Source organism: Verrucosispora sp. CNZ293 (assembly GCF_002754655.1).
Genome location: NZ_PEFR01000001.1, coordinates 2,925,325 through 2,942,668, shown reverse-complemented (window position 1 = coordinate 2,942,668; position 17,344 = coordinate 2,925,325). Strand labels below are relative to the sequence as shown.

Here is a 17,344-nt window from a genome sequence, read left to right as displayed (position 1 = left end):
TCTCCTCGGGGTGGCTCAGCCGACGGGCGCGAGTGGGGGCGACTGCCGACGCGCCAGCACGGTGCGTGGCAGCGAGGTCGGCCAGGAACTCAGCGGGGCGAACAGGTACCGCAGGTCAACGGCGTCCGGGTCACCCTTGGTGATGACGCACTCCGCACCCCGGCGGGCCTGCTCGGCCAGGGCCGCGACCTTGCCGGCCATGGCCCCGGTGGCGTCCCACTCGCCGGTGGGCCAGAAGAGCGGTTCGGCGCGGGCCACGTCATCGGGGTCGAGGTGCGGCAGGACCGGACTGTCCAGGGTCGGGCCGGTGAGGATGCCCGGCACGTCGGCCAACGCGGCGACCCGGACCGGGGCGAATTCCACCCCGACGAAGATGCCCGGGACGTGGTCGCTGGACAGGATCCGCAGACCACCGGACGCGGTGACGATGAAGTCACTGGAAAGTACCGGTAGCGCTCCGCTTTCCAGCACCCGACGCACCACTGCGGTGTCGGCCACCACAGTGCCCGCCGGATCTTCCCAGGTCATGGCGGCGACCTGCAACGGCACCGCCCGCACACCACGGGCTCGAAGCGCCGAGGTCCAGGCCCACTTCATCGCGAACGCCGGCTCGGTGAGCCCGACCGCCGAGAACGGGTCGGCCCGCTCGTCGACCCGCACCCCGACCGCGTGGCACAGGCTGCCGCCACCGGTGACCAGGACGACCCGCCCGGGGTAGGCGCGTACGAGGTCGTCGAGGAGGGCGGCGAAGCTGTCGATGGCCTTGGTGTCGGTCGCTCCACCATGGCGCTTGTCGGACAGCAGACTGCCGCCGACCTTGATCACGAGCAGCCGAGGTTCGCCCGGTGCCAACTCAGGCGCGCTCATGCCAGTGGGACGTTCGACTTGGCGCCGGACCTGTGCCGGGCGGAGTCGAACAGCCGGGCCAGGAACGGTTGCTCCCAGCGGGCGTTCTGGCCGTCGAGGGAGCCGTACTCCTCCAGGTAGGACAGATCTGCCGGACGCAGCGCCTCGAGCACGTGCGCCGGAATGGCGGTGGGAAAGAGCTGCGCCGTGAAGTGCAGGGAGTAGTACGTCACCGACTCCGCGCCGTACTCACCGACCCGCTTGCAGAAGGTCTCCCAAGCCTCGGGGGCGGTCTGTTCGGCGACGAGGGCGAGGTCGAGGAACTTGCTCAGTTGCAGATCCTGCTTGTCCTCGATGAAGTGGAGGCTGGTGGCCTCCTTGTAGAGGTGTGCGCACAGGTCCAACATCCGGTCGTCGTCGGCCGGCTGCCAGCTGTCGGTGCCGCAGAGGGTGACCGGGACGGCCCGGGCGAGCAGGGTGGCGGCGTCGGCGGAGATGTTCCACTTCTGCTGGAAGATGTCGTGGCAGATATCGACGTTGAAGTCGGAGACGTCGGGACGGCTGGCCGTCTTGCGGTAGGGCAGCTGGTTACTCAGATTCATCCGCCAGAAGGCCTGCGTCTGCCGGTTGTACGGCTCGATCCGGTCGCCGTCGGCGGCCAGCCGTCCCTGGACGTACCCCAGGTTCACCAGCGCCTCGTGTGCGCGCGGCACGTCGTCGCGGCTGAGCAGGACGTCGAGGTCGGCGATCCGGCGCAGCGCCGGGTCGTGGTACTCGCCCTCGCCGAGGGAGAAACCCTTGCGGACGGCGAACCGCAGCCCGGCGGCGGTGAAGGCGTCGAAGACCTGGGCGAACTCGTCCGCGAGCGCCTGGTTGCGGACCCGGTTACCGAGGTACGCCGTGGTGAAGACCCACGGATACGGGAAGCCGCTCTGCTCGTCGAGCTTGCGGTCCAACCGGTACCGGTGGACGTGCCGACCGACCAGCGGCAGCATCTTGTGCCAGGCAGCAGCGTCGAGAAAGGCCGGCCAGCTCAGGTTACCGTCGGAGGCCAGCTCGCGGATCTCCGTCACCTCGTCGGCGGTCAGCCGAAGCTTGGCCATGGCGAGCAGCAGGCGGGCGTGCGGGGGAAGGTCGGACAGGGTCATCTCGCTCATCGGTCTCTCCGTCAGCTCTCGGTGGCGCGCGACAGCTCGGCACGCAGCGCCCGGTGGTCGGTCTTGCCGTTGGGGGTCAGCGGCAACGCGGCGCGCTCGACGAGATGACGGGGCACCATCGCCTCGGGCAGTGCCGCGGCGAGGTAGGAACGCAGTTCCTCCGCATCGACCGGCCGGGCCGCGACGTAGTGGGCGGCGAGCCCGGCCCGGCCACCGCTGTCGATCAGGGTCACCGCACAGGCCGCGATGGCGTCGTGCCGGCGCAGCACGGCTTCGATCTCGTCAAGTTCCATGCGGACACCGGCCACCTTGACCTGCCGGTCCAGCCGACCGAGGTAGCGCACCACGGCGCCGTCGAAGCTCGCCGCGTCGCCCGTGCGGTACAGGCGCCCGGTCAGCGAGGACGGGTCGAACGGATCGCGGTAGAAGGCAGCCGCGGTGTTCTCCTCGTCGTTGGCGTACCCGAGACCGACCGCCGGTCCACCGACGAACAGCTCACCCGCCTCCTGCGGCTCGGCCGCGCGCCACTGGCCGGTGTCCTCCCGAACCAGCAGGTAGAGGTCGGCGTTGGCGATCGGGGCGCCAACGGGCAGCCGGGGCAGTGTGAGGTCGGCCGTGGTCACCTCGTGGTGCGTCACGTCGTCGGAGCACTCGGTGGGCCCGTAGGCGTTGAGTAGACGCACGTGCGGCAGGGCGCCGAGCAACCGTTCTGCCAACTGCGGCGGCAGCTCCTCGCCGGTGGAGATGAGCCAACGCAGCTGCGGCAGGATGGAGGCCCCCCGTCGCTCCGCTTCCCTGGCGATCCAGCCCGCGACCGTCGGAACGAGTTCCACCACTGTCACCCCGGCGGACTCCAGCCGCGTGGTCAGTCGACGCGGATAGGCGAGATCCTCCGGCCCGACGACCTCGACGGTGCCCCCGCACAACAGCGGTGCCAGCATCTGCCAGATCGAGATGTCGAACACCAGCGGGGCGGTGAAGGCGAGCCGGTCGGCGCCGCTGAGATCCAGGTCGGCGACCTTGGCCCAGAGATGGTTGAGCATCCCCTGGTGCTCGACCGCAGCGCCCTTCGGCCGGCCGGTCGTACCTGAGGTGAAGATGCAGTACCGCACTTCGTTGGCGCGTCCGGTGGCGGATCCCTCGCCGGACCACGCGTCGCCGCCGGGCGGACAGGCATCGCTGACCGGGATGTCCGCCTCGGCGGCAGCCTTGCTCGCCACGGCGGCCCGGCCAGGTACGCCGGCCGCCGCCGCGTAGTCGATCAGCCGTACCGCGCCCGCGCGTCGGAGGACCTCATTGATCCGCTGCTCCGGCCAGTCGCAGTCGATCGGAAGGTAGCAGGCGCCCAGGTGTTCCAGGGCCAGAAAGAGCGCTACGGTCTCGGCCGAGCGGTCACCGGCGACGGCGATCACGTCGCCGGCGCCGTGACCGAGTCCGCGTAGCGTCCGGCAGATGCGTTCCACCCGGTTCAGCAGGTCCCGGTATGTCAGGCACGAGTCACCGTCTCGGACGGCAACGTGTTGCGGGTCCGTGGCTGCCGTCGCCGCGACCCGACTGAGCACGGTCACGTCGAGCGGGCCGACCGGTCGCCGGTTGCGCAGTGACAACTCCACGGCCCGATCGGTCGCACCAGGGCTCAGCGGGAGGTCGGCGTAGTTCTTCGAGATCATCGCGCCGTCCGCTCAGGAGCGCGGTGGCGGTCCAGGTCGTGGAAGAAGTTGTCGACGGTGATCAGGTCGCCGGTGCGTCCGGCTCGGTCGTGAACGTACGCGCCGACCGCCAGATCGAGCACCCCCAGACCGAACGGGGAGAAAATCACGGTGCGGTCGGGCGGTGGCGCGAAGGTGCCGGCGAGGACGTCGTAGAGGGTGGCATGGATGAAGTCCCGCCCTCCGGAGTGTTGCTCGGCCAGGTGCACCGACGTCTGCGCCTTGAGCACGTGGTCCACGTCGTCCACCACGTTGACGGCGCCCAGGATCACCTCGGTGCCGAGGTCGCGGAGCGAGACGTGCAGCACCAGCGGATGGTGGTCGAACCACGACGGGTCGGTGACGTGTGGTTGTGCCGCCGTGGTGGCGAAGACGACGACATCGCTCGCGCGGATCAACTCCTCGGCACTGCCCGCCTGCTGCACCCGCACACCACCGCTGGCGGTGACGTGGTCGGCGAACGCCGTCGCATACTCCGGTTCGAGGTCGTACACCAGCACGTCAGAACCCCAGCCCAGGCTGGTGAGATAGTCGTACTGGTAGCGGGCGATCAGGCCGGTGCCGACGAAGCCCACCCGTCGTGGCGGTCGCCGATTCGCGGACAGTTCCCGCGCGGCCACCGTCGCCGACGCCGCCGTGCGGACCGCGCTGATGATCGACGATTCGAGGCAGGCGAACGGGTAGCCGGTGGTCGGATCATTGAGCACCAGCACGGCCGACGCGCGGGGGATGCCATGCTCCAGGTTGGTCGGGAAGCTTGAGATCCACTTGATGCCGTCGACACCCACTCCGCCTCCGACCGACGCCGGCAGAGCGATGATCCGCGCCGATGGCCGGTCGGGAAAACGCAGGAAATAGGACGGCGGATTCACCGTGTTTCCCCTGCCGTGCAGGAGGTAGGTCTCCGCGACCAGGTCGATGATCTCGTCCCGGCAGCCGTCCAGGGCGCTGTGCACCGCGCCGCCGGTGACCAACGAGAAGGCGGGAATGCCAACCATCAGTGCTCACTTCCGAGAAGTACGCCCGGCACCCGATCGAGGTCGCCGAAGCGATCGCGTACCCAGGTGTCGTCGTAGATAGTGTCGATGTAGCGCTCACCGAGATCCGGGGCGATCGCCACCGTGGTGAGGCGCTGCTCGGGATCGTGTCGACGCAACCAGCCGATCGCCCCGCAGACCACCGTGCCGGTGGACCCGCCGAGCAGCATGCCGTGCAGCGCCAACTGCCGGCAGGTCCGGACGGTGGTCGCCTCGGGGACCCGCACCACGTCGTCCACCAGATTCGGGTTGATCAGTGGCATGTACTCGCTGGCACCCAGGCCCGGAATGTGCCGAGGGCCGGCCGGATGGCCAAAGTTGACCGAGCCGATGCTGTCGACGGCCACGATCTGGACCCCGGGGTGCTGGTCACGAAAGTAGTGGGCGCACCCGGTCAGGGTGCCGCCAGTGCCGGCACCGATGAAGAGTACGTCGAGGTCCGGGAACTGTTTGGCGATCATGGGCGCGGTAGCCTCGTAGTGGGCCAGCCAGTTGGCCGGGTTCTCGTACTGGTTGAGCCAGAAGTGCCCCGGGCGTTCCGCGCACAGTTGTCGAACCCGCTCCTTGCGTGCCGCCAGATAGCTGCCGGAGTGGTCCGGCTGGTCCATCACGATGACCTCGCCGCCGTAGAGCCGGATCAGCTTCATCGTGGTGGGATTGCACTTCGGGTCGGTCACGCAGACGAATGACATCGATCGGGCCGCTGCCACCACGCTCAGTGCCACGCCGAGGTTGCCCGACGACGACTCGACCAACGTGGACCCGGGACCAATGAGCCCCTGCCGCTCCGCGGCGTTCACCATCGACACGGCGGTTCGTAGCTTCACCGAGCCGGCGAAGTTGAGCCCTTCGCACTTGAGATGAAGATTGATCCCCAGCGACGGCTGGAGGTCGACGTACAGGTCCTGGTCGGGAATCTCATCCAGGGCAGAAATTATGGCCACGTCGTTCGCCTCCTCCCGGGCTGTTCTCCGTCGGGCCGGCGCTCAGACATCCACCTTCTGCCAGGCCTCCAGGCGTTGCAGGGCGAACAGTTCCGCGACGGTGGCGATGGAGTCCTCCACCGTGGTGGTGTCGCCCTGCTCGTAGACCGCCCGGTAGGTCGCACGCAGTGAACTGACCGCGGCGCGCAGGCCCTGGTTGGCGTAGATGACCACGGAGATGCCAGCTTGCTTGATGTCCTCGATGTTCCAGTCCGGGTAGGTCGTCGGGACGATGACGACCGGCACCCGGAAGTCCCACCCATCGACGAACTCAACGACCTGGTCGCGGCTCTTGGACTTCGAGTGGATCAGAACGGCGTCCGCGCCGGCATCGGCGTAGATCCGGCAGCGCTCGAGCGCGCTCGCCACGTCCAGGCCGGAGATGAGAGCCTCGGTCCGGGCGATGACGAAGAAGTCGGCATTCGACTGGCAGCGCTTCGCAGTAGTGATCTTGCCGGCGAACTCGCCTGCGCCGAGCAGGGTCTGATGACCGGCGACGAAGCTGTTCATCTTCGGGAAGAGTTTGTCCTCCATGCATACCGCAGTGATCCCGGCCGCCTGGAACTCGTGCACCATGTGCGCGACGTTCATATTTCCGCCGTATCCGGTGTCGCAGTCGGCTACCACCGGGATGCGTAGCACCCGCTGGATGTTGGCGGCCGCCTCCAGATACTCGGTCATGCTCAGGATGCTGGCGTCCGGGACGCCGCGTGCGGCGGAGACCTCGAAGCTGGACGACCACACCGCCTGGAAGCCGGCGTCCTCGGCCAGCAGGCCACTCAGTGCGTGGTGTGCGCCAGCGACGCGCACGATCTCGTGCTCGGCGAGTACTGTGCGGAATGACGGGTACGTACTGCGCTGCAAGGTCGTTTCCTCCGTGGCTGATTACGATCCCAGGATTGATGGGCGGCAACTTGGCGGTCTGGTTCCGGCAGCGCGGAGTCGCGACTCGAAAAGGGAACGCGCCGGGCCGATATCCGGAAATGCCAAAGTGGGACAATCGCCATTGATTGACAATCCAAGCGAGGTGACGGCGGCATGGTAGATGCCCCGCCAGGCATGATGGTGCTCCTGGCGTAGGTTCTTTACGCGCCTTTTCCTCGCCTGCGTGGGCACGCCGACAGGTTGGCTGGGCGCATTCACGCCCAGCCAGATCAACCGATGGGAGATCGCGAGGCGGCCAACTGCTACCCCTCCAAGGGGTGTGGCCTGCTACGTCCCGCTTGTCCGAGCGTGCCGAGCCGGTGCGTCAAGTGCGCAAATTAGCTGGTCACAGCAATTGTCTGGCCACTTCCGCACCTTCCCCCGTTTAATTCCACCGACGACCAGCGTCGATCTCTTGCTCGACAGGCTACCACCCGTCAGCCCGATGTCCGCAAGGTTAAGCACGGGTAACATACGGTGCTGTGTACCAGATATCGGGAAGCCGCAGGTAGCGTCCGCCTTTCTGAGGTCGGACAGCGAATGCAGGGCACCTATCGTCCTCGGATCCCTTCACAAACCCTCGCCAACCAGGGCTACTATCGGCTCGGCCGAGAGTCCTGCCGCAAAGAGGGATCCTCCATCGTCGGCCGAGGCGCTATGGTTCTTCCGAACGATCCACGGGGGTGGAGTTGACGGTCCTCCATGCTGAACCGCGAATGCTGGTCGGCCAACGCCAGGCCCGGTCGGCCCTGGGCGCGACGGTTCCCCACGAAAGCTGCGCGAGCCGCCTGACGACGGCCGGCGGTCGTGGCAACTCCTCTCCAAGCTGGACCACCGTCCACTTCGATGACAAGGGACTGAACAGAGCATGAGCGCAGTTCTCACCCTGCCGCATCCACGCACCCTCGCGGTGCCGGCCGAGGCCTTCCACACCTTCTCCGACCAGGCGCAGGCGGAGATCGTCGAGTACGTTCGAGCCTTCGTGGCGGCTCATCCGCACGGCCGGGTCGACGATGTCGACGTCGACCTCGCCGACTGCCCGACCTTCGTAGCCGAAATCGAAGCCACCCGGTCCATTATCGACTCAGCAATCCACTTTGTAGTTTATGACCGAGTTGCTGGCATCGAGGGTCTTCGTGAGCAGTGCGTCCTGGCCTGGGCCCTGGGCTCGGCACTGGGCCGGCCACTCGTGCAGAACACCGACGGCTGGCGACTGGTTGAGGTTTACGACCGCGGCATCCGCAAGACGGTCGAGGAAGGGGCGCGTTACCACCAGACCCGACAGGGTGCATACATGCACAACGACTGCGTGAACGACCCCGCCCCGATTGACTATCTCGTGCTCTCCTGCGCGCAGGCGGCCTACATCGGCGGTGAGAGCATCCTGGTCGACCTTGACAGCGTGCACGATGTCCTGCGGCGCCATCCGGACGTGCTGGAGGTGCTCACGGAGGACTTCTGGTTCGAGATGAGGGGCATGACCACCGAGACGTCGTTCTTCAAGTCACCGATCATCCGGTATGACGCGGACGGCAAACCGCTGGTGCGATACTTCCGGACCTACATCGAGGTGGCGCACGAAAAGGTCGGTGAGCCGCTGACCCCACGGCAGATCGCGGCACTGGACTTCTTCGACGCGGTCCACGATCAGTCCTCCGTGCAGTACCGGATCCGCCTGGAGCAGGGGCAGACCCTGATCTCCGCGGACGCGCGGTTCCTGCATACCCGCACCGCGTTCGTCGACCGGCACGAGCCTCGGGAGATCGACATGGCCAGGGACCGTCCGGAGGGTGTCAACCGGTACATGTACCGGATGTGGTCGCAGAAGTAGCCGACCGGTTCCACCGGCGTCGAGCCGGAAAGTATCAGGAGTTAGATGTTCCAGCACCAGGTGTCGCGCAACAACGGGTCGGACGGCGGCAACACGGTTGACCGGCACCAGCCCCACGACTTCGTCCCGCCCATCACCAACTGGGCCACGAACCCGCCGGTCGGCCACTGATGGAACACACGTCGCTGCTGAAGCAGCGCGACTTTCGACTGTTCTGGGGCGCGCAGAGCGTCAGCATGTTCGGCATCAACATGGGTCGAACGGCGATTCCGCTGCTGGCAGCGGTGGTACTCGGCGCGACCCCACTGCAGATGGGCCTGTTGCAAGCCGCCCAGACGGTCGCATATCTGGTGGTCGGGCTGCCGGCGGGGGCGCTCATCGACCGGATGCGTCGGCGAAACATCTTGATCGTCAGCGATGCCAGCCGTGCCGGGTTCACGCTTCTGCTCGTCGCCCTCTTCATCTTCAACTGGGTGACCTTTCCCGTCCTGATCGTCCTGGTGCTGGTCATCGGCGTGGCCACGACCTTCTTCGAGATCGCCTATCAGTCGTACATCCCGGCTCTGGTCGGGCGGGAAAAGCTGATGGACGGAAACTCGAAGCTGGAGAGCACGAACTCCGCGTCCCGGATGGTCGGCCCGGCGGTAGGCGGTGTCCTCGTGGAAGTCAGCGCGTCGTTGGCGATGGCGGTCCAGACGATCAGCCACGCGCTGTCGGCGGCGCTGCTGCTGTCGTTGCGCAAGCCCGAGCCGTCTCCGCAGCGGACGGGCGAGCGGCGCATGGCCACGGAGATCAAGGCCGGCCTGCGTCTGGTCGTGGGGCACCCGCTGATCCGCGCGGTGGTCGGCTCGGCCACCACCTACAACCTCTTCTATTCCGCCTCCCTACCCCTGATCACCCTGTTGCTCGTGGACGAGCTCCGGCTGCCCGGCACGACCGCCGGTCTGTTGCTGGCGGTCGGTGGTATCGGCGGCGTTGCCGGCGCTGCCGTCGCCGGGCTGGCCGCGCGCCGGCTCGGGCCGGTACGGGTCACGTGGTTGTCCTATCTGCTGACGGTTCCCACGTTCCTGCTCGCCCCCTTCGCGCAGCAGGGTGCGGGCCTGGCCCTGTTCGCGGTTCCGTGGTTCGTGCTCGGCTTCGGCATCGTGGTGTACAACGTCGGCGCGGTCAGCATCCGTCAGGCGCTCTGCCCCGATCACCTGCTCGGTCGGATGAACGCCAGCGTCCGATTCATGGTCTGGGGCATCATGCCCGCCGGGGCCCTGATCGGCGGCGCGCTGGGTGAGGTGATCGGGGTCCGCGCCGCACTGTTCGTATCCGCTGCCGGCATGCTCGCCGGCGGACTGTGGCTGCTGCTGTCACCGCTGCGCACGATGCGGGTGCTACCGCAGCCGGACCATCCGACGCCATCGCCCTCCGCCGGGCCGGCGCCGGTTTCCGCCGCCACCGCGTCGGCAGCCCCCGGACGTAACCCTTCGGGCGGTCCGGCAGAACCGGCGCCCCGGCAGCGAATCGACGAGTAAGCGTTCTGCTGAGGAGATATCCATGGAGAACCACCCCGTTCGCTACGTCGCCTTCCTCGAGTCACCGTGGACCGGTGCGGGCCAGGACTGCGCGCGCTTCCTGCAATCGCGGGGCGTGACCCCGATCATCCTGTCCAAGGATCCCGAACACCTGCATCCCTCGTTGCTGCACGACTACGCCGAGTTGGGCGTGGAGATCCGGCGGTGCGACACGGATTCCGTCGACGCGATCATCGAGGCATGTAAGCAGCTGGGCGAGGCGGGCGAGATGGTGGGAGTCACCTCGGTCTACGAGTACTACTGCGACACCGGCGCGGAGGTCGCCGCCCGCCTCGGCCTGCCCGGGCCCGATCCGGCCGCGGTGGCCGCCTGCCGGTCGAAGGAGGCGATGCGGCTCGCCATGGCGAGCGTACCGGGGCTGAACCCGGCCTTCGCGGCGTGCGACTCGGTCGAAGCCGCGGTCGCCGCCGCGGAGCGGATCGGCTTCCCCGTGGTGGTCAAGCCGATCGATCTGACCGGTAGCCTGTTCGTGCGCCGGTGTGAAGACGCCGCCGCCGTGACCGCGGCCACCCTCGACGTCCTGCACCTGGGCGAGTATCTCGGCCACCGGGTCGCGCCGCGGGTGGTGGTCGAGGAATGCGTGCCCGGGGCCGAGTTCTCCGCGGAGATCATGCACGGAAAGGTGCTCGGTCTCACCGAGAAGATCTGCAGCCCGCCCCCGCTGTTCCTGGAGATGGGTCACATATTCCCGGCCGAGCTGCCGGCGGATCTGGAGCGGTTGCTGGTGACCAAGGTTGAGCAGGCCGTCCAGGCCGTCGGGGTGACCTGGGGGCCGTCGCACGTCGAGCTGCGACTGACGGCGGACGGTAGGGACGCGCGCATCATCGAGGTCAACGGGCGCATCGCGGGCGACCGGATTCCGGCGGCGGTACGCATCGCCAGCGGGGTCGACATGTGCGAACTACACATGATCGCGCTGCTCGGTGGCGAGCCGGACCTCACCCTCACCTGCGATCGCGTGGCAATCGTTCACTTCCTCATGCTTGCCCCCTCGGGCCGGCTGACCGCCATCGAGGGAATGGCCGAGGCCGAAGCGCTGCCCGGGGTGCACGAGGTGCACCTGCGGCCGGGAGTTCAGGTGGGCATGGACTATCAGGCGAACGGGTCCAACCGTGACCGAGCTGCCTGGATCATCGCCTCGGGCAAGGACCGCACCGAGGCCCTCGCCCGGGCCACCGCCGCCGGTGACCGGCTGAGCTTCGTGTGGACGCCTGCCGAGGCGGTTGCCGCGAAGTGAGTCTCAGCGGCGTCCTCGGCCGGCAGACCGGTACGATCGCCGTCGGTTTCGGCGGCCAGCCGAGGCGGACGGTGGAGCTGACCTGGAGCCAGCAGTACTACCTGGCCGAGCAGAACCACGCCGCGGCCACCGGTCGGAGCCTGGCGATCCAACGGCTGTTTCCGATCCGTCCCGGTCTGCTCGCCGGTGATGTCGCCGCGGCGCTCACGGACCTGTTGCAGCGGTTCGAGGCGTTACGCAGCCATTTCCACGGTTCGGTGCCACCGCGGCAGGTCGTTGCGGGTTCCGGAGTCCTTGCGGTGTCCACCTGGGAGGCGACCGACAGCACCGCCGCAGACCTGGGTGCCACCTTGCTCGCGGAACTCGCCGCAGCCCCCTTCGACCCGTCGCACGAGCTTCCCGTACGCGCCGCGATCATCTCGGAACGGTCCGAGCCCCGATACCTGGCGCTGGCGTTCTCCCACGTCGCGGTGGACGGGTACGCCCTCGTTGCGGTGGGTCAGCGACTCGTCGCGACCTGCGCCCACCTGGATCCGGTGGACCGTCCGCCCAGCACCGGCCAGGGCGGGGGGCATCAACCGCACGAGCAGGTGGAGTTCGAGCGCTCTCCGGCCGGACAGCGGAGCGCCGGGCGGGCGCTCAGGTATGCCGAACAGGTGTTGCGAACCATGCCCGCCGGCGCCGCCGAAGGGCCGACCGGCAGGTACGAGTTCCTGTCCTACCGGTCGGCCGCGCTGGACCGGGCGGTCGGGGCGGTGTGTGGTCGTACTGCGGCCAGCCCTTCGGCCGTGTTGCTCGCCGCCGCGGTGTCCGTCATGGCGGACGAGGCTGGCACCGATTCCGCCTATCTCGCGTTGCTCGCCGCCAACCGGACACGGCCCGGCAGCGCGACGGCGGTCGTGCCCATGTCGCTGCCCGTACCGTGCCTGGTCGACGTGCGTCACCCCGACTTCGACAGCCTGGTGACGGCGGCCGCCGGTACCAGCCTGGGTGCGCTGCGCTACGGCCATTTTCCACCCGCCGGCCTCGCCGAGGTGAAGCATCGGGTCGAGGCGGAGCGTGGGGTACGCCTGGACATCACCCCCACGTTGAACTACCGACCCCGGGCCAGCAAGCTACCGGTCCGCCCGGTCACCGCGGCGGAGTTGTCCGCAGCGGCGTCCGATCGCTCGCTATCCTGGGTGGACAGTTCTCTCTGCTGGGACTCGACTCACTACCTGACTGCCGACGTCAGCGCCGCAGGGATTGAGCTGATGTTGCAGGTCGACACCGGCCGGCGAGGTCGAGCCGAGGCCGAACGATGGTTGCGCACGCTCGAAGAGACGGTCACCGGGGCTGCGCTCTCTCGCGTCCCCTGAATACGAGCACGAGGAGCACCACATGCAACGGGCGATCATTCTCGTTGGCGCCGGGGTCATGGCGGAGGGGTACCTGCGCGCCGCTGAAACCCTCGGGCTCGCCGTCCATGTCGTGGAGGCACCCGAAAGGTACGCCCTCGTGCGGGAGCGGTTTCCCGTTGTGGTGGGCGGGGAGACCGTCGACCCGGAGACCGCCGGCCGCGACGAGGCGTGGGTCGCACCGGCGACGGCCCTGGCGGCACGCGTTCGGCCGGCCGCCGTGCTCGCCTTCGCCGAGGCACACGTGCTGGCGGCCGCGCTGGTGCAGCACCGCTTCGGCCTGCCCGGGCCCGGGCTCGACGCCGCTTCGATCTCCCGGAACAAGGCCCTGCAACGGGCCGAGTTCGATCGGGCCGGACTGCCACAGCCGGAATATCGGTTCACCTCCTCGCTCGGCAGCCTCACGCCGTGGGCACTGGACCGACTTCCGCTTGTGGTGAAACCGTTGTCTGCGCAGGGCAGCGCCGGAGTGGAGCTGGTCGGCACTCCCGCCCAGTGGCGTGATGTCGTCGACCGGCGGGGCGCCGAGGGCAGTCTGCTGGTGGAGCGGTACGCGGACGGCCCCGAGTACAGCGTCGAGATGCTCGTCGATGACGGCGAGGTGGTGTTCACGAATCTCACCGCCAAGGTCACCACGGGTCCGCCGAACTTCGTGGAACTCGTGCACTATGCCGGTCCGGGAGTCGCGAGCCCGCAGCTGACCATCGCCGCGCACCAGCTTGGCCGGCGTGTCGTCGAGACCCTCCGCGTGCGTACCGGCATCGTGCACCTGGAGTTCCGGGATACCGGTGACCGGCTGGCCATCATGGAGGTCGCGGTGCGGACCCCTGGTGACCACATCATGGAGATCGCCTCGCACGCCCATGGAGTGGACCTGTTCGCCGCCTGTGTGGAGTTGGCGCTCGCTCAACGTCCCGCGCTCGCTGACGCGGAGACACCACGGCAGTGTGCCGCCAGCGTGTTCCTCTCCGCCGACCAGGCCGGGCGGCTCGCAGAGCTCGACCTCAGTGCCTGGCGGGAACTGCCCGGGGTGATCCGGTTCGACGCCCGGCTGAAGGCGGGGGCGACCGTGCGCCCCGCCGAGAACTCCGCTGACCGACTCGCCTACGCCGTGCTGCGGGCCGACGACCCCGAGCGGCTGCGAGAGCTGGTCACTACGGTCCAGGGCAGTGCCCGGGTGTCGATCGAACCGGACGGGGCACCCGGGGACCAGGCGGCGCGTACCGGTCCGTCCAGGCACGTGTTGGTGGTGGGCGGACGGTTGGAGAACCTGCGCAAGGCCCGGCAGGCCGGCGTCGGGGTCGTCTGCCTGCAACAGCCGGACCAGTTCAGTACGGAGCATGCCGCTCTGGTGGAGGCGGCGATCCTGGTCGACTACACCGACTGGAAGATGACCGAACCACTTGTGCGGGGAGCATACGAGCGATTCCGATTCGACCGGGCGGTGTCCACCACCGAGGCGGGCGTGGAGCCGGCGGCGCGGATCAACGACGCGCTGGGACTCGGTGGTGTCCCGCACCGGGTGGCCCGACTGCTGCGCGACAAGTTGGCGATGCGCGAGCATCTGCGCACCGAACCGGACCTGACGGTGGCGGCTGCGGAGGTCACCGATCGGACCAGCCTCGAACGGTTCGGTGCCACCCACGGGTACCCCTTCATCGTCAAACCGGTCGACGCGCTCGGCAGCCTCGGCCTGCAGATCGTCCAGGCGCCCGACGGCCTCGACGCCGCCTGGGAACGGATCGAGTCGGCGCGCGGGATGGATCATCAGTTCGCCCGCTTCTTCCCGATCGAGCGGTTCCTGATGGAGCAGTACGTCGACGGGCCGGAGTTCAGCGTGGAGGCGTTCACGTTCGACGGCCGCCACGTCATAGTCGCCGTCACCGAGAAGCTCACGATCGAGGGAAGCTTCATCGAACTGGGGCACGCCATGCCGGCCCGACTCGACGCTGAGACGGAGTCCGCCATCCGGGCGTGCGCGGTGCGGTTCCTCGACCTCGTCGGCGTAACCGATGGGCCGAGCCACACCGAGGTGCGACTCTCCGCGAGCGGACCGAAGATCATCGAGTCGCACAACCGACCCGGCGGGGACCGGATCCGTGACCTGATCGAGGAGGCGTACGGGTTCGACATCGAGCAGTACACGGTGGCGTGGCCCAGCGGCGCTGTGCCGGCACTGACCGCGAGCCTGACGCCAAGACGCTCTGCGGCGACCCGGTTCCTGCCCGCTGAGCCCGGGACGGTCACCGCCGTCGAAGGCGTCAGCGATGCGCGTGCCGTACCCGGAACCGTGGACGTCTCGATCGATGTGTCGGTCGGTGACACCGCTACGGAGCTGCGATCCAGCTGGGACCGCGCTGGCCAGGTCGTCGGAGTCGGCGCCACCACCGACGAGGCCATCGCCGCCTGTACGAAGGCGGTGGAGGCCATCAGGATCGTCACCACTGGTCCGGAGGAGCCTGACTCGGGGAAGGACCGGTCGTGAGTCGATGGGCCGACATGATTCGGGTGACCGATGAGGAGGAGTTGACGGAGATCGTCGGCGAGCCCAGTCCCGTCGTCTTCCGTAAGGCGACCACCAGCCTGCACGAACTCGACAAGGCGTGGTTGCGTCATTCGCCGCTCTGTTTCATCGCCACCTCGGCGACCGGCGGCACCTGCGACGTGTCACCCAAAGGCGACCCGCCAGGCTTCGCCCTGGTGCTGGACGACTCCACCCTCGCCATCGCGGACCGACCGGGCAACCGGCGGGTGGACAGCTGGCGCAACGTCCTGACCAATCCGCACGTTGGACTGATCTTCCTGATCCCGGGCCGGGGTGACTCGTTGCGTATCAATGGACGGGCGCACCTGGTACGGGAAGCGCCCTTCTTCGACCGGATGATCGTTAAAGGTCATCGGCCCCGGCTCGCCCTGGTCGTGGAGATCGAGGAGGTGTATTTCCACTGCGCGAAGGCATTCCTGCGCGGGCGCGTCTGGGAGCCAGAGAGCTGGACGCCGGACGCGGTGCCATCCCGAGCGGTGATCGCCAAAGCGACTGAGCGTCAGGGTGAGTCCTTGGCGAGTCTGGAGCAGCGCTATGGCGCCACGTACCGCGAGCTGCTCTACTGACCGGCACCTCGGCGGCTCAGTTGCGTACGGGCGCTGGGGTGGGGGGCAACGCTCGGTCGCCGAGTTGGCCGCGCCAGGGCGTCAGCACTCCGGCAGACGGGTAGCCCGGTTGATGCGGAGCGTCACGCAACGCGGCGTCATCGGCCAAGGCGAAACTTCGCTGCGGCTTGAGACGGGGTGAAGCCTTCGGCCACCCCAGGCACGTCGATGACGACATCGACACCCTCGTCGGCGAGTTGAGCGGGATCCGTGTGTCGTGCGGCGATGGCGGCGTACCTTCGCACCTCGTGCGCCGGCACGCGCAGCGGTGCGGAGCGCTCCGCGTTACGGCGGATCAAAACCTCTTCGGCGACCGGGAACCGCAATGCCACGACCGGCCGGCCGTGCCGTTGAGCCCAGGCGATCATCCTGCTCCGGGCGTGCGGCAGCACGTGCGTGGCATCGACCACGACCGGCAACGACGCCCGCAGCCGCACCTCGACGCGGCGGTCCATCTCGTCGAACAACACCGGATCATCAGCAACGTCGAACCTGTCGCCGAACAGCTCACAGCGGATCGAGTCGCACGAGACGACACCGTCGGGGTCGATCTGGCCGCTGTCGACCCAGGCACGCGCGAACGCCGACTTCCCGGCCGCGGGCGGACCGACCAACAACACCAGGCCGACCGGCAAACATACGCCCGGCCGCTGGTCGCCCCACCTGCTGTGGTTCATCACGAGCAATTACTACCGCACCACGTCATTCGGTGACGAGCAGTACCCACTTATGCCGGCGTCAGTCGAACAGCCGGTCGAGCGCTTCCTGTTCGAGGTCGCGCCAGCGCTGGGAGTCCTTCAGCGCCTTGGCGATCTCCTTCTCGTCGAGGTGGTGGGCGCTCTCCTCGCGGATACACGCGACGCTGAACGGCCCGCCGACCGACGGCGAGGTCCGTTCCAGCGCCTCCAGCACCCGTACCACGCCCACCACGCCGTATTCGACGGTGCGCGTGGTCATCCGGAAGTGGGACAGCAGGGCGCCGGCCTGCTGGGCCATGGGCGCGCCGGAGCCGATGGCGTGGAAGCCCACGTCCTCGTAGCGGCCGATGAGTCCGTTGGGGTTGATCTCCACGATCCATGGCCCGCCCTGGCTGTAGCCGGCCGCGAGCAGGTACGCCGACACCCCGCCGCCGTCGTCCTCGCCGGGCACGTCCGGTATGTAGTTCTCGTAGTGCTTCTTGAAGACGGGCAGGACGCGCTCCTGCAACTCGCCGCCGATGTCGGGTGCTTCGAGGATGGCGGTGGCCGAGTCTTCAAGGAGAGGGCGCAGGTCGTTGAGGACTCCCCGCGCGCCGCTGCCGCCCCAGGCGGCGCAGGTGCCCAGCGGGTGCAGCTTCTGCGCGGGGAAGCTCAGACCGCGGTCGCCATCGGTGATCTGGGAGTCCGCGCCGATCACCACCCCGTCGCTGCAGACAACGGCGAGTACGACGGTCATGGGGTCCTCCTGGACAGGGGTAAGGGGTAGGGCGCCTGGTACCCGGCATCCCGCCT

Annotated in this window: 15 protein-coding genes; 7 read left to right on the top strand and 8 right to left on the bottom strand. The window is 68.3% G+C overall.

The genetic code is table 11. The annotated features are described in order from the left end of the window. Positions 1-15: 15 nt before the first annotated feature. The 6 genes from CLT74_RS13305 to CLT74_RS13280 are packed head-to-tail and all read right to left on the bottom strand — an operon-like array spanning position 16 to position 6,596. Positions 16-867 carry an amino acid kinase family protein gene (locus CLT74_RS13305; RefSeq protein WP_099846813.1) on the bottom strand — a complete coding sequence of 284 codons (852 nt, stop codon included), beginning with the start codon at positions 865-867 and terminating at the stop codon, positions 16-18. Continuing rightward, positions 864-2,003, bottom strand: coding sequence for a nucleotidyltransferase domain-containing protein (locus tag CLT74_RS13300; protein WP_099846812.1), 1,140 nt, complete (start codon positions 2,001-2,003; stop codon positions 864-866). Before CLT74_RS13300 ends, CLT74_RS13305 begins: the two co-directional genes overlap by 4 nt. Before the next feature lie 11 nt (positions 2,004-2,014). After that, the gene (locus tag CLT74_RS13295; protein ID WP_099846811.1) at positions 2,015-3,673 is read right to left on the bottom strand and encodes an amino acid adenylation domain-containing protein; all 1,659 of its coding nucleotides are present in this window, start codon (positions 3,671-3,673) and stop codon (positions 2,015-2,017) included. Further along, positions 3,670-4,710, bottom strand: coding sequence for a 2,3-diaminopropionate biosynthesis protein SbnB (sbnB, locus tag CLT74_RS13290; protein WP_099846810.1), 1,041 nt, complete (start codon positions 4,708-4,710; stop codon positions 3,670-3,672). The genes CLT74_RS13295 and sbnB overlap by 4 nt, the downstream gene beginning before the upstream one ends. Then, on the bottom strand, positions 4,710-5,693 hold the full coding sequence (sbnA, locus tag CLT74_RS13285) for a 2,3-diaminopropionate biosynthesis protein SbnA (protein WP_099846809.1): 984 nt from the start codon (positions 5,691-5,693) through the stop codon (positions 4,710-4,712). The genes sbnB and sbnA overlap by 1 nt, the downstream gene beginning before the upstream one ends. 42 nt (positions 5,694-5,735) lie before the next feature. After that, complete coding sequence (locus CLT74_RS13280; RefSeq protein ID WP_099846808.1) at positions 5,736-6,596, bottom strand: isocitrate lyase/phosphoenolpyruvate mutase family protein; 861 nt, start codon at positions 6,594-6,596, stop codon at positions 5,736-5,738. 928 nt (positions 6,597-7,524) lie between these two features. Between CLT74_RS13280 and CLT74_RS13275 the strand changes: the two genes are divergently transcribed. The 7 genes from CLT74_RS13275 to CLT74_RS13250 are packed head-to-tail and all read left to right on the top strand — an operon-like array spanning position 7,525 to position 15,815. Continuing rightward, positions 7,525-8,487, top strand: a complete 963-nt coding sequence (locus CLT74_RS13275) for a TauD/TfdA family dioxygenase (RefSeq protein WP_099846807.1) — start codon at positions 7,525-7,527, stop codon at positions 8,485-8,487. Positions 8,488-8,532: 45 nt separating this feature from the next. After that, complete coding sequence (locus tag CLT74_RS31345; RefSeq protein WP_486582296.1) at positions 8,533-8,658, top strand: hypothetical protein; 126 nt, start codon at positions 8,533-8,535, stop codon at positions 8,656-8,658. Continuing rightward, positions 8,658-10,010, top strand: a complete 1,353-nt coding sequence (locus CLT74_RS13270) for an MFS transporter (RefSeq protein ID WP_099846806.1) — start codon at positions 8,658-8,660, stop codon at positions 10,008-10,010. Before CLT74_RS31345 ends, CLT74_RS13270 begins: the two co-directional genes overlap by 1 nt. A gap of 22 nt (positions 10,011-10,032) precedes the next feature. After that, positions 10,033-11,307: an ATP-grasp domain-containing protein gene (locus tag CLT74_RS13265; RefSeq protein WP_099846805.1), complete on the top strand. Its 1,275-nt coding sequence runs from the start codon at positions 10,033-10,035 to the stop codon at positions 11,305-11,307. Next, positions 11,304-12,665: a condensation domain-containing protein gene (locus tag CLT74_RS13260; protein ID WP_099846804.1), complete on the top strand. Its 1,362-nt coding sequence runs from the start codon at positions 11,304-11,306 to the stop codon at positions 12,663-12,665. Before CLT74_RS13265 ends, CLT74_RS13260 begins: the two co-directional genes overlap by 4 nt. Before the next feature lie 22 nt (positions 12,666-12,687). Beyond that, positions 12,688-15,189 carry an ATP-grasp domain-containing protein gene (locus tag CLT74_RS13255; RefSeq protein ID WP_143697151.1) on the top strand — a complete coding sequence of 834 codons (2,502 nt, stop codon included), beginning with the start codon at positions 12,688-12,690 and terminating at the stop codon, positions 15,187-15,189. A gap of 14 nt (positions 15,190-15,203) precedes the next feature. Beyond that, positions 15,204-15,815, top strand: coding sequence for a pyridoxamine 5'-phosphate oxidase family protein (locus tag CLT74_RS13250; RefSeq protein ID WP_099846802.1), 612 nt, complete (start codon positions 15,204-15,206; stop codon positions 15,813-15,815). Between the two features lie 137 nt (positions 15,816-15,952). Here the strand turns inward: CLT74_RS13250 and CLT74_RS13245 are convergent, their stop codons facing one another. Further along, a complete protein-coding gene (locus tag CLT74_RS13245; protein ID WP_099846801.1) occupies positions 15,953-16,531 on the bottom strand; it encodes an ATP-binding protein in 579 nt (192 codons plus the stop codon). Between the two features lie 61 nt (positions 16,532-16,592). Next, entirely contained in the window at positions 16,593-17,288 is a 696-nt protein-coding gene (locus CLT74_RS13240) for a proteasome protein (RefSeq protein WP_099846800.1), read from the bottom strand. Between the last annotated feature and the right edge of the window lie 56 nt (positions 17,289-17,344).

Excerpts from the sequence above, each read along its gene's own strand:
- CLT74_RS13305 (WP_099846813.1), bottom strand. The coding sequence starts at position 867 with ATGAGCGCGCCTGAGTTGGCACCGGGCGAACCTCGGCTGCTCGTGATC.
- CLT74_RS13300 (WP_099846812.1), bottom strand. The coding sequence starts at position 2,003 with ATGAGCGAGATGACCCTGTCCGACCTTCCCCCGCACGCCCGCCTGCTG.
- CLT74_RS13295 (WP_099846811.1), bottom strand. The coding sequence starts at position 3,673 with ATGATCTCGAAGAACTACGCCGACCTCCCGCTGAGCCCTGGTGCGACC.
- sbnB (WP_099846810.1), bottom strand. The coding sequence starts at position 4,710 with ATGGTTGGCATTCCCGCCTTCTCGTTGGTCACCGGCGGCGCGGTGCAC.
- CLT74_RS13275 (WP_099846807.1), top strand. The coding sequence starts at position 7,525 with ATGAGCGCAGTTCTCACCCTGCCGCATCCACGCACCCTCGCGGTGCCG.
- CLT74_RS31345 (WP_486582296.1), top strand. The coding sequence starts at position 8,533 with ATGTTCCAGCACCAGGTGTCGCGCAACAACGGGTCGGACGGCGGCAAC.
- CLT74_RS13270 (WP_099846806.1), top strand. The coding sequence starts at position 8,658 with ATGGAACACACGTCGCTGCTGAAGCAGCGCGACTTTCGACTGTTCTGG.
- CLT74_RS13265 (WP_099846805.1), top strand. The coding sequence starts at position 10,033 with ATGGAGAACCACCCCGTTCGCTACGTCGCCTTCCTCGAGTCACCGTGG.
- CLT74_RS13255 (WP_143697151.1), top strand. The coding sequence starts at position 12,688 with ATGCAACGGGCGATCATTCTCGTTGGCGCCGGGGTCATGGCGGAGGGG.
- CLT74_RS13250 (WP_099846802.1), top strand. The coding sequence starts at position 15,204 with ATGATTCGGGTGACCGATGAGGAGGAGTTGACGGAGATCGTCGGCGAG.
- CLT74_RS13245 (WP_099846801.1), bottom strand. The coding sequence starts at position 16,531 with ATGAACCACAGCAGGTGGGGCGACCAGCGGCCGGGCGTATGTTTGCCG.
- CLT74_RS13240 (WP_099846800.1), bottom strand. The coding sequence starts at position 17,288 with ATGACCGTCGTACTCGCCGTTGTCTGCAGCGACGGGGTGGTGATCGGC.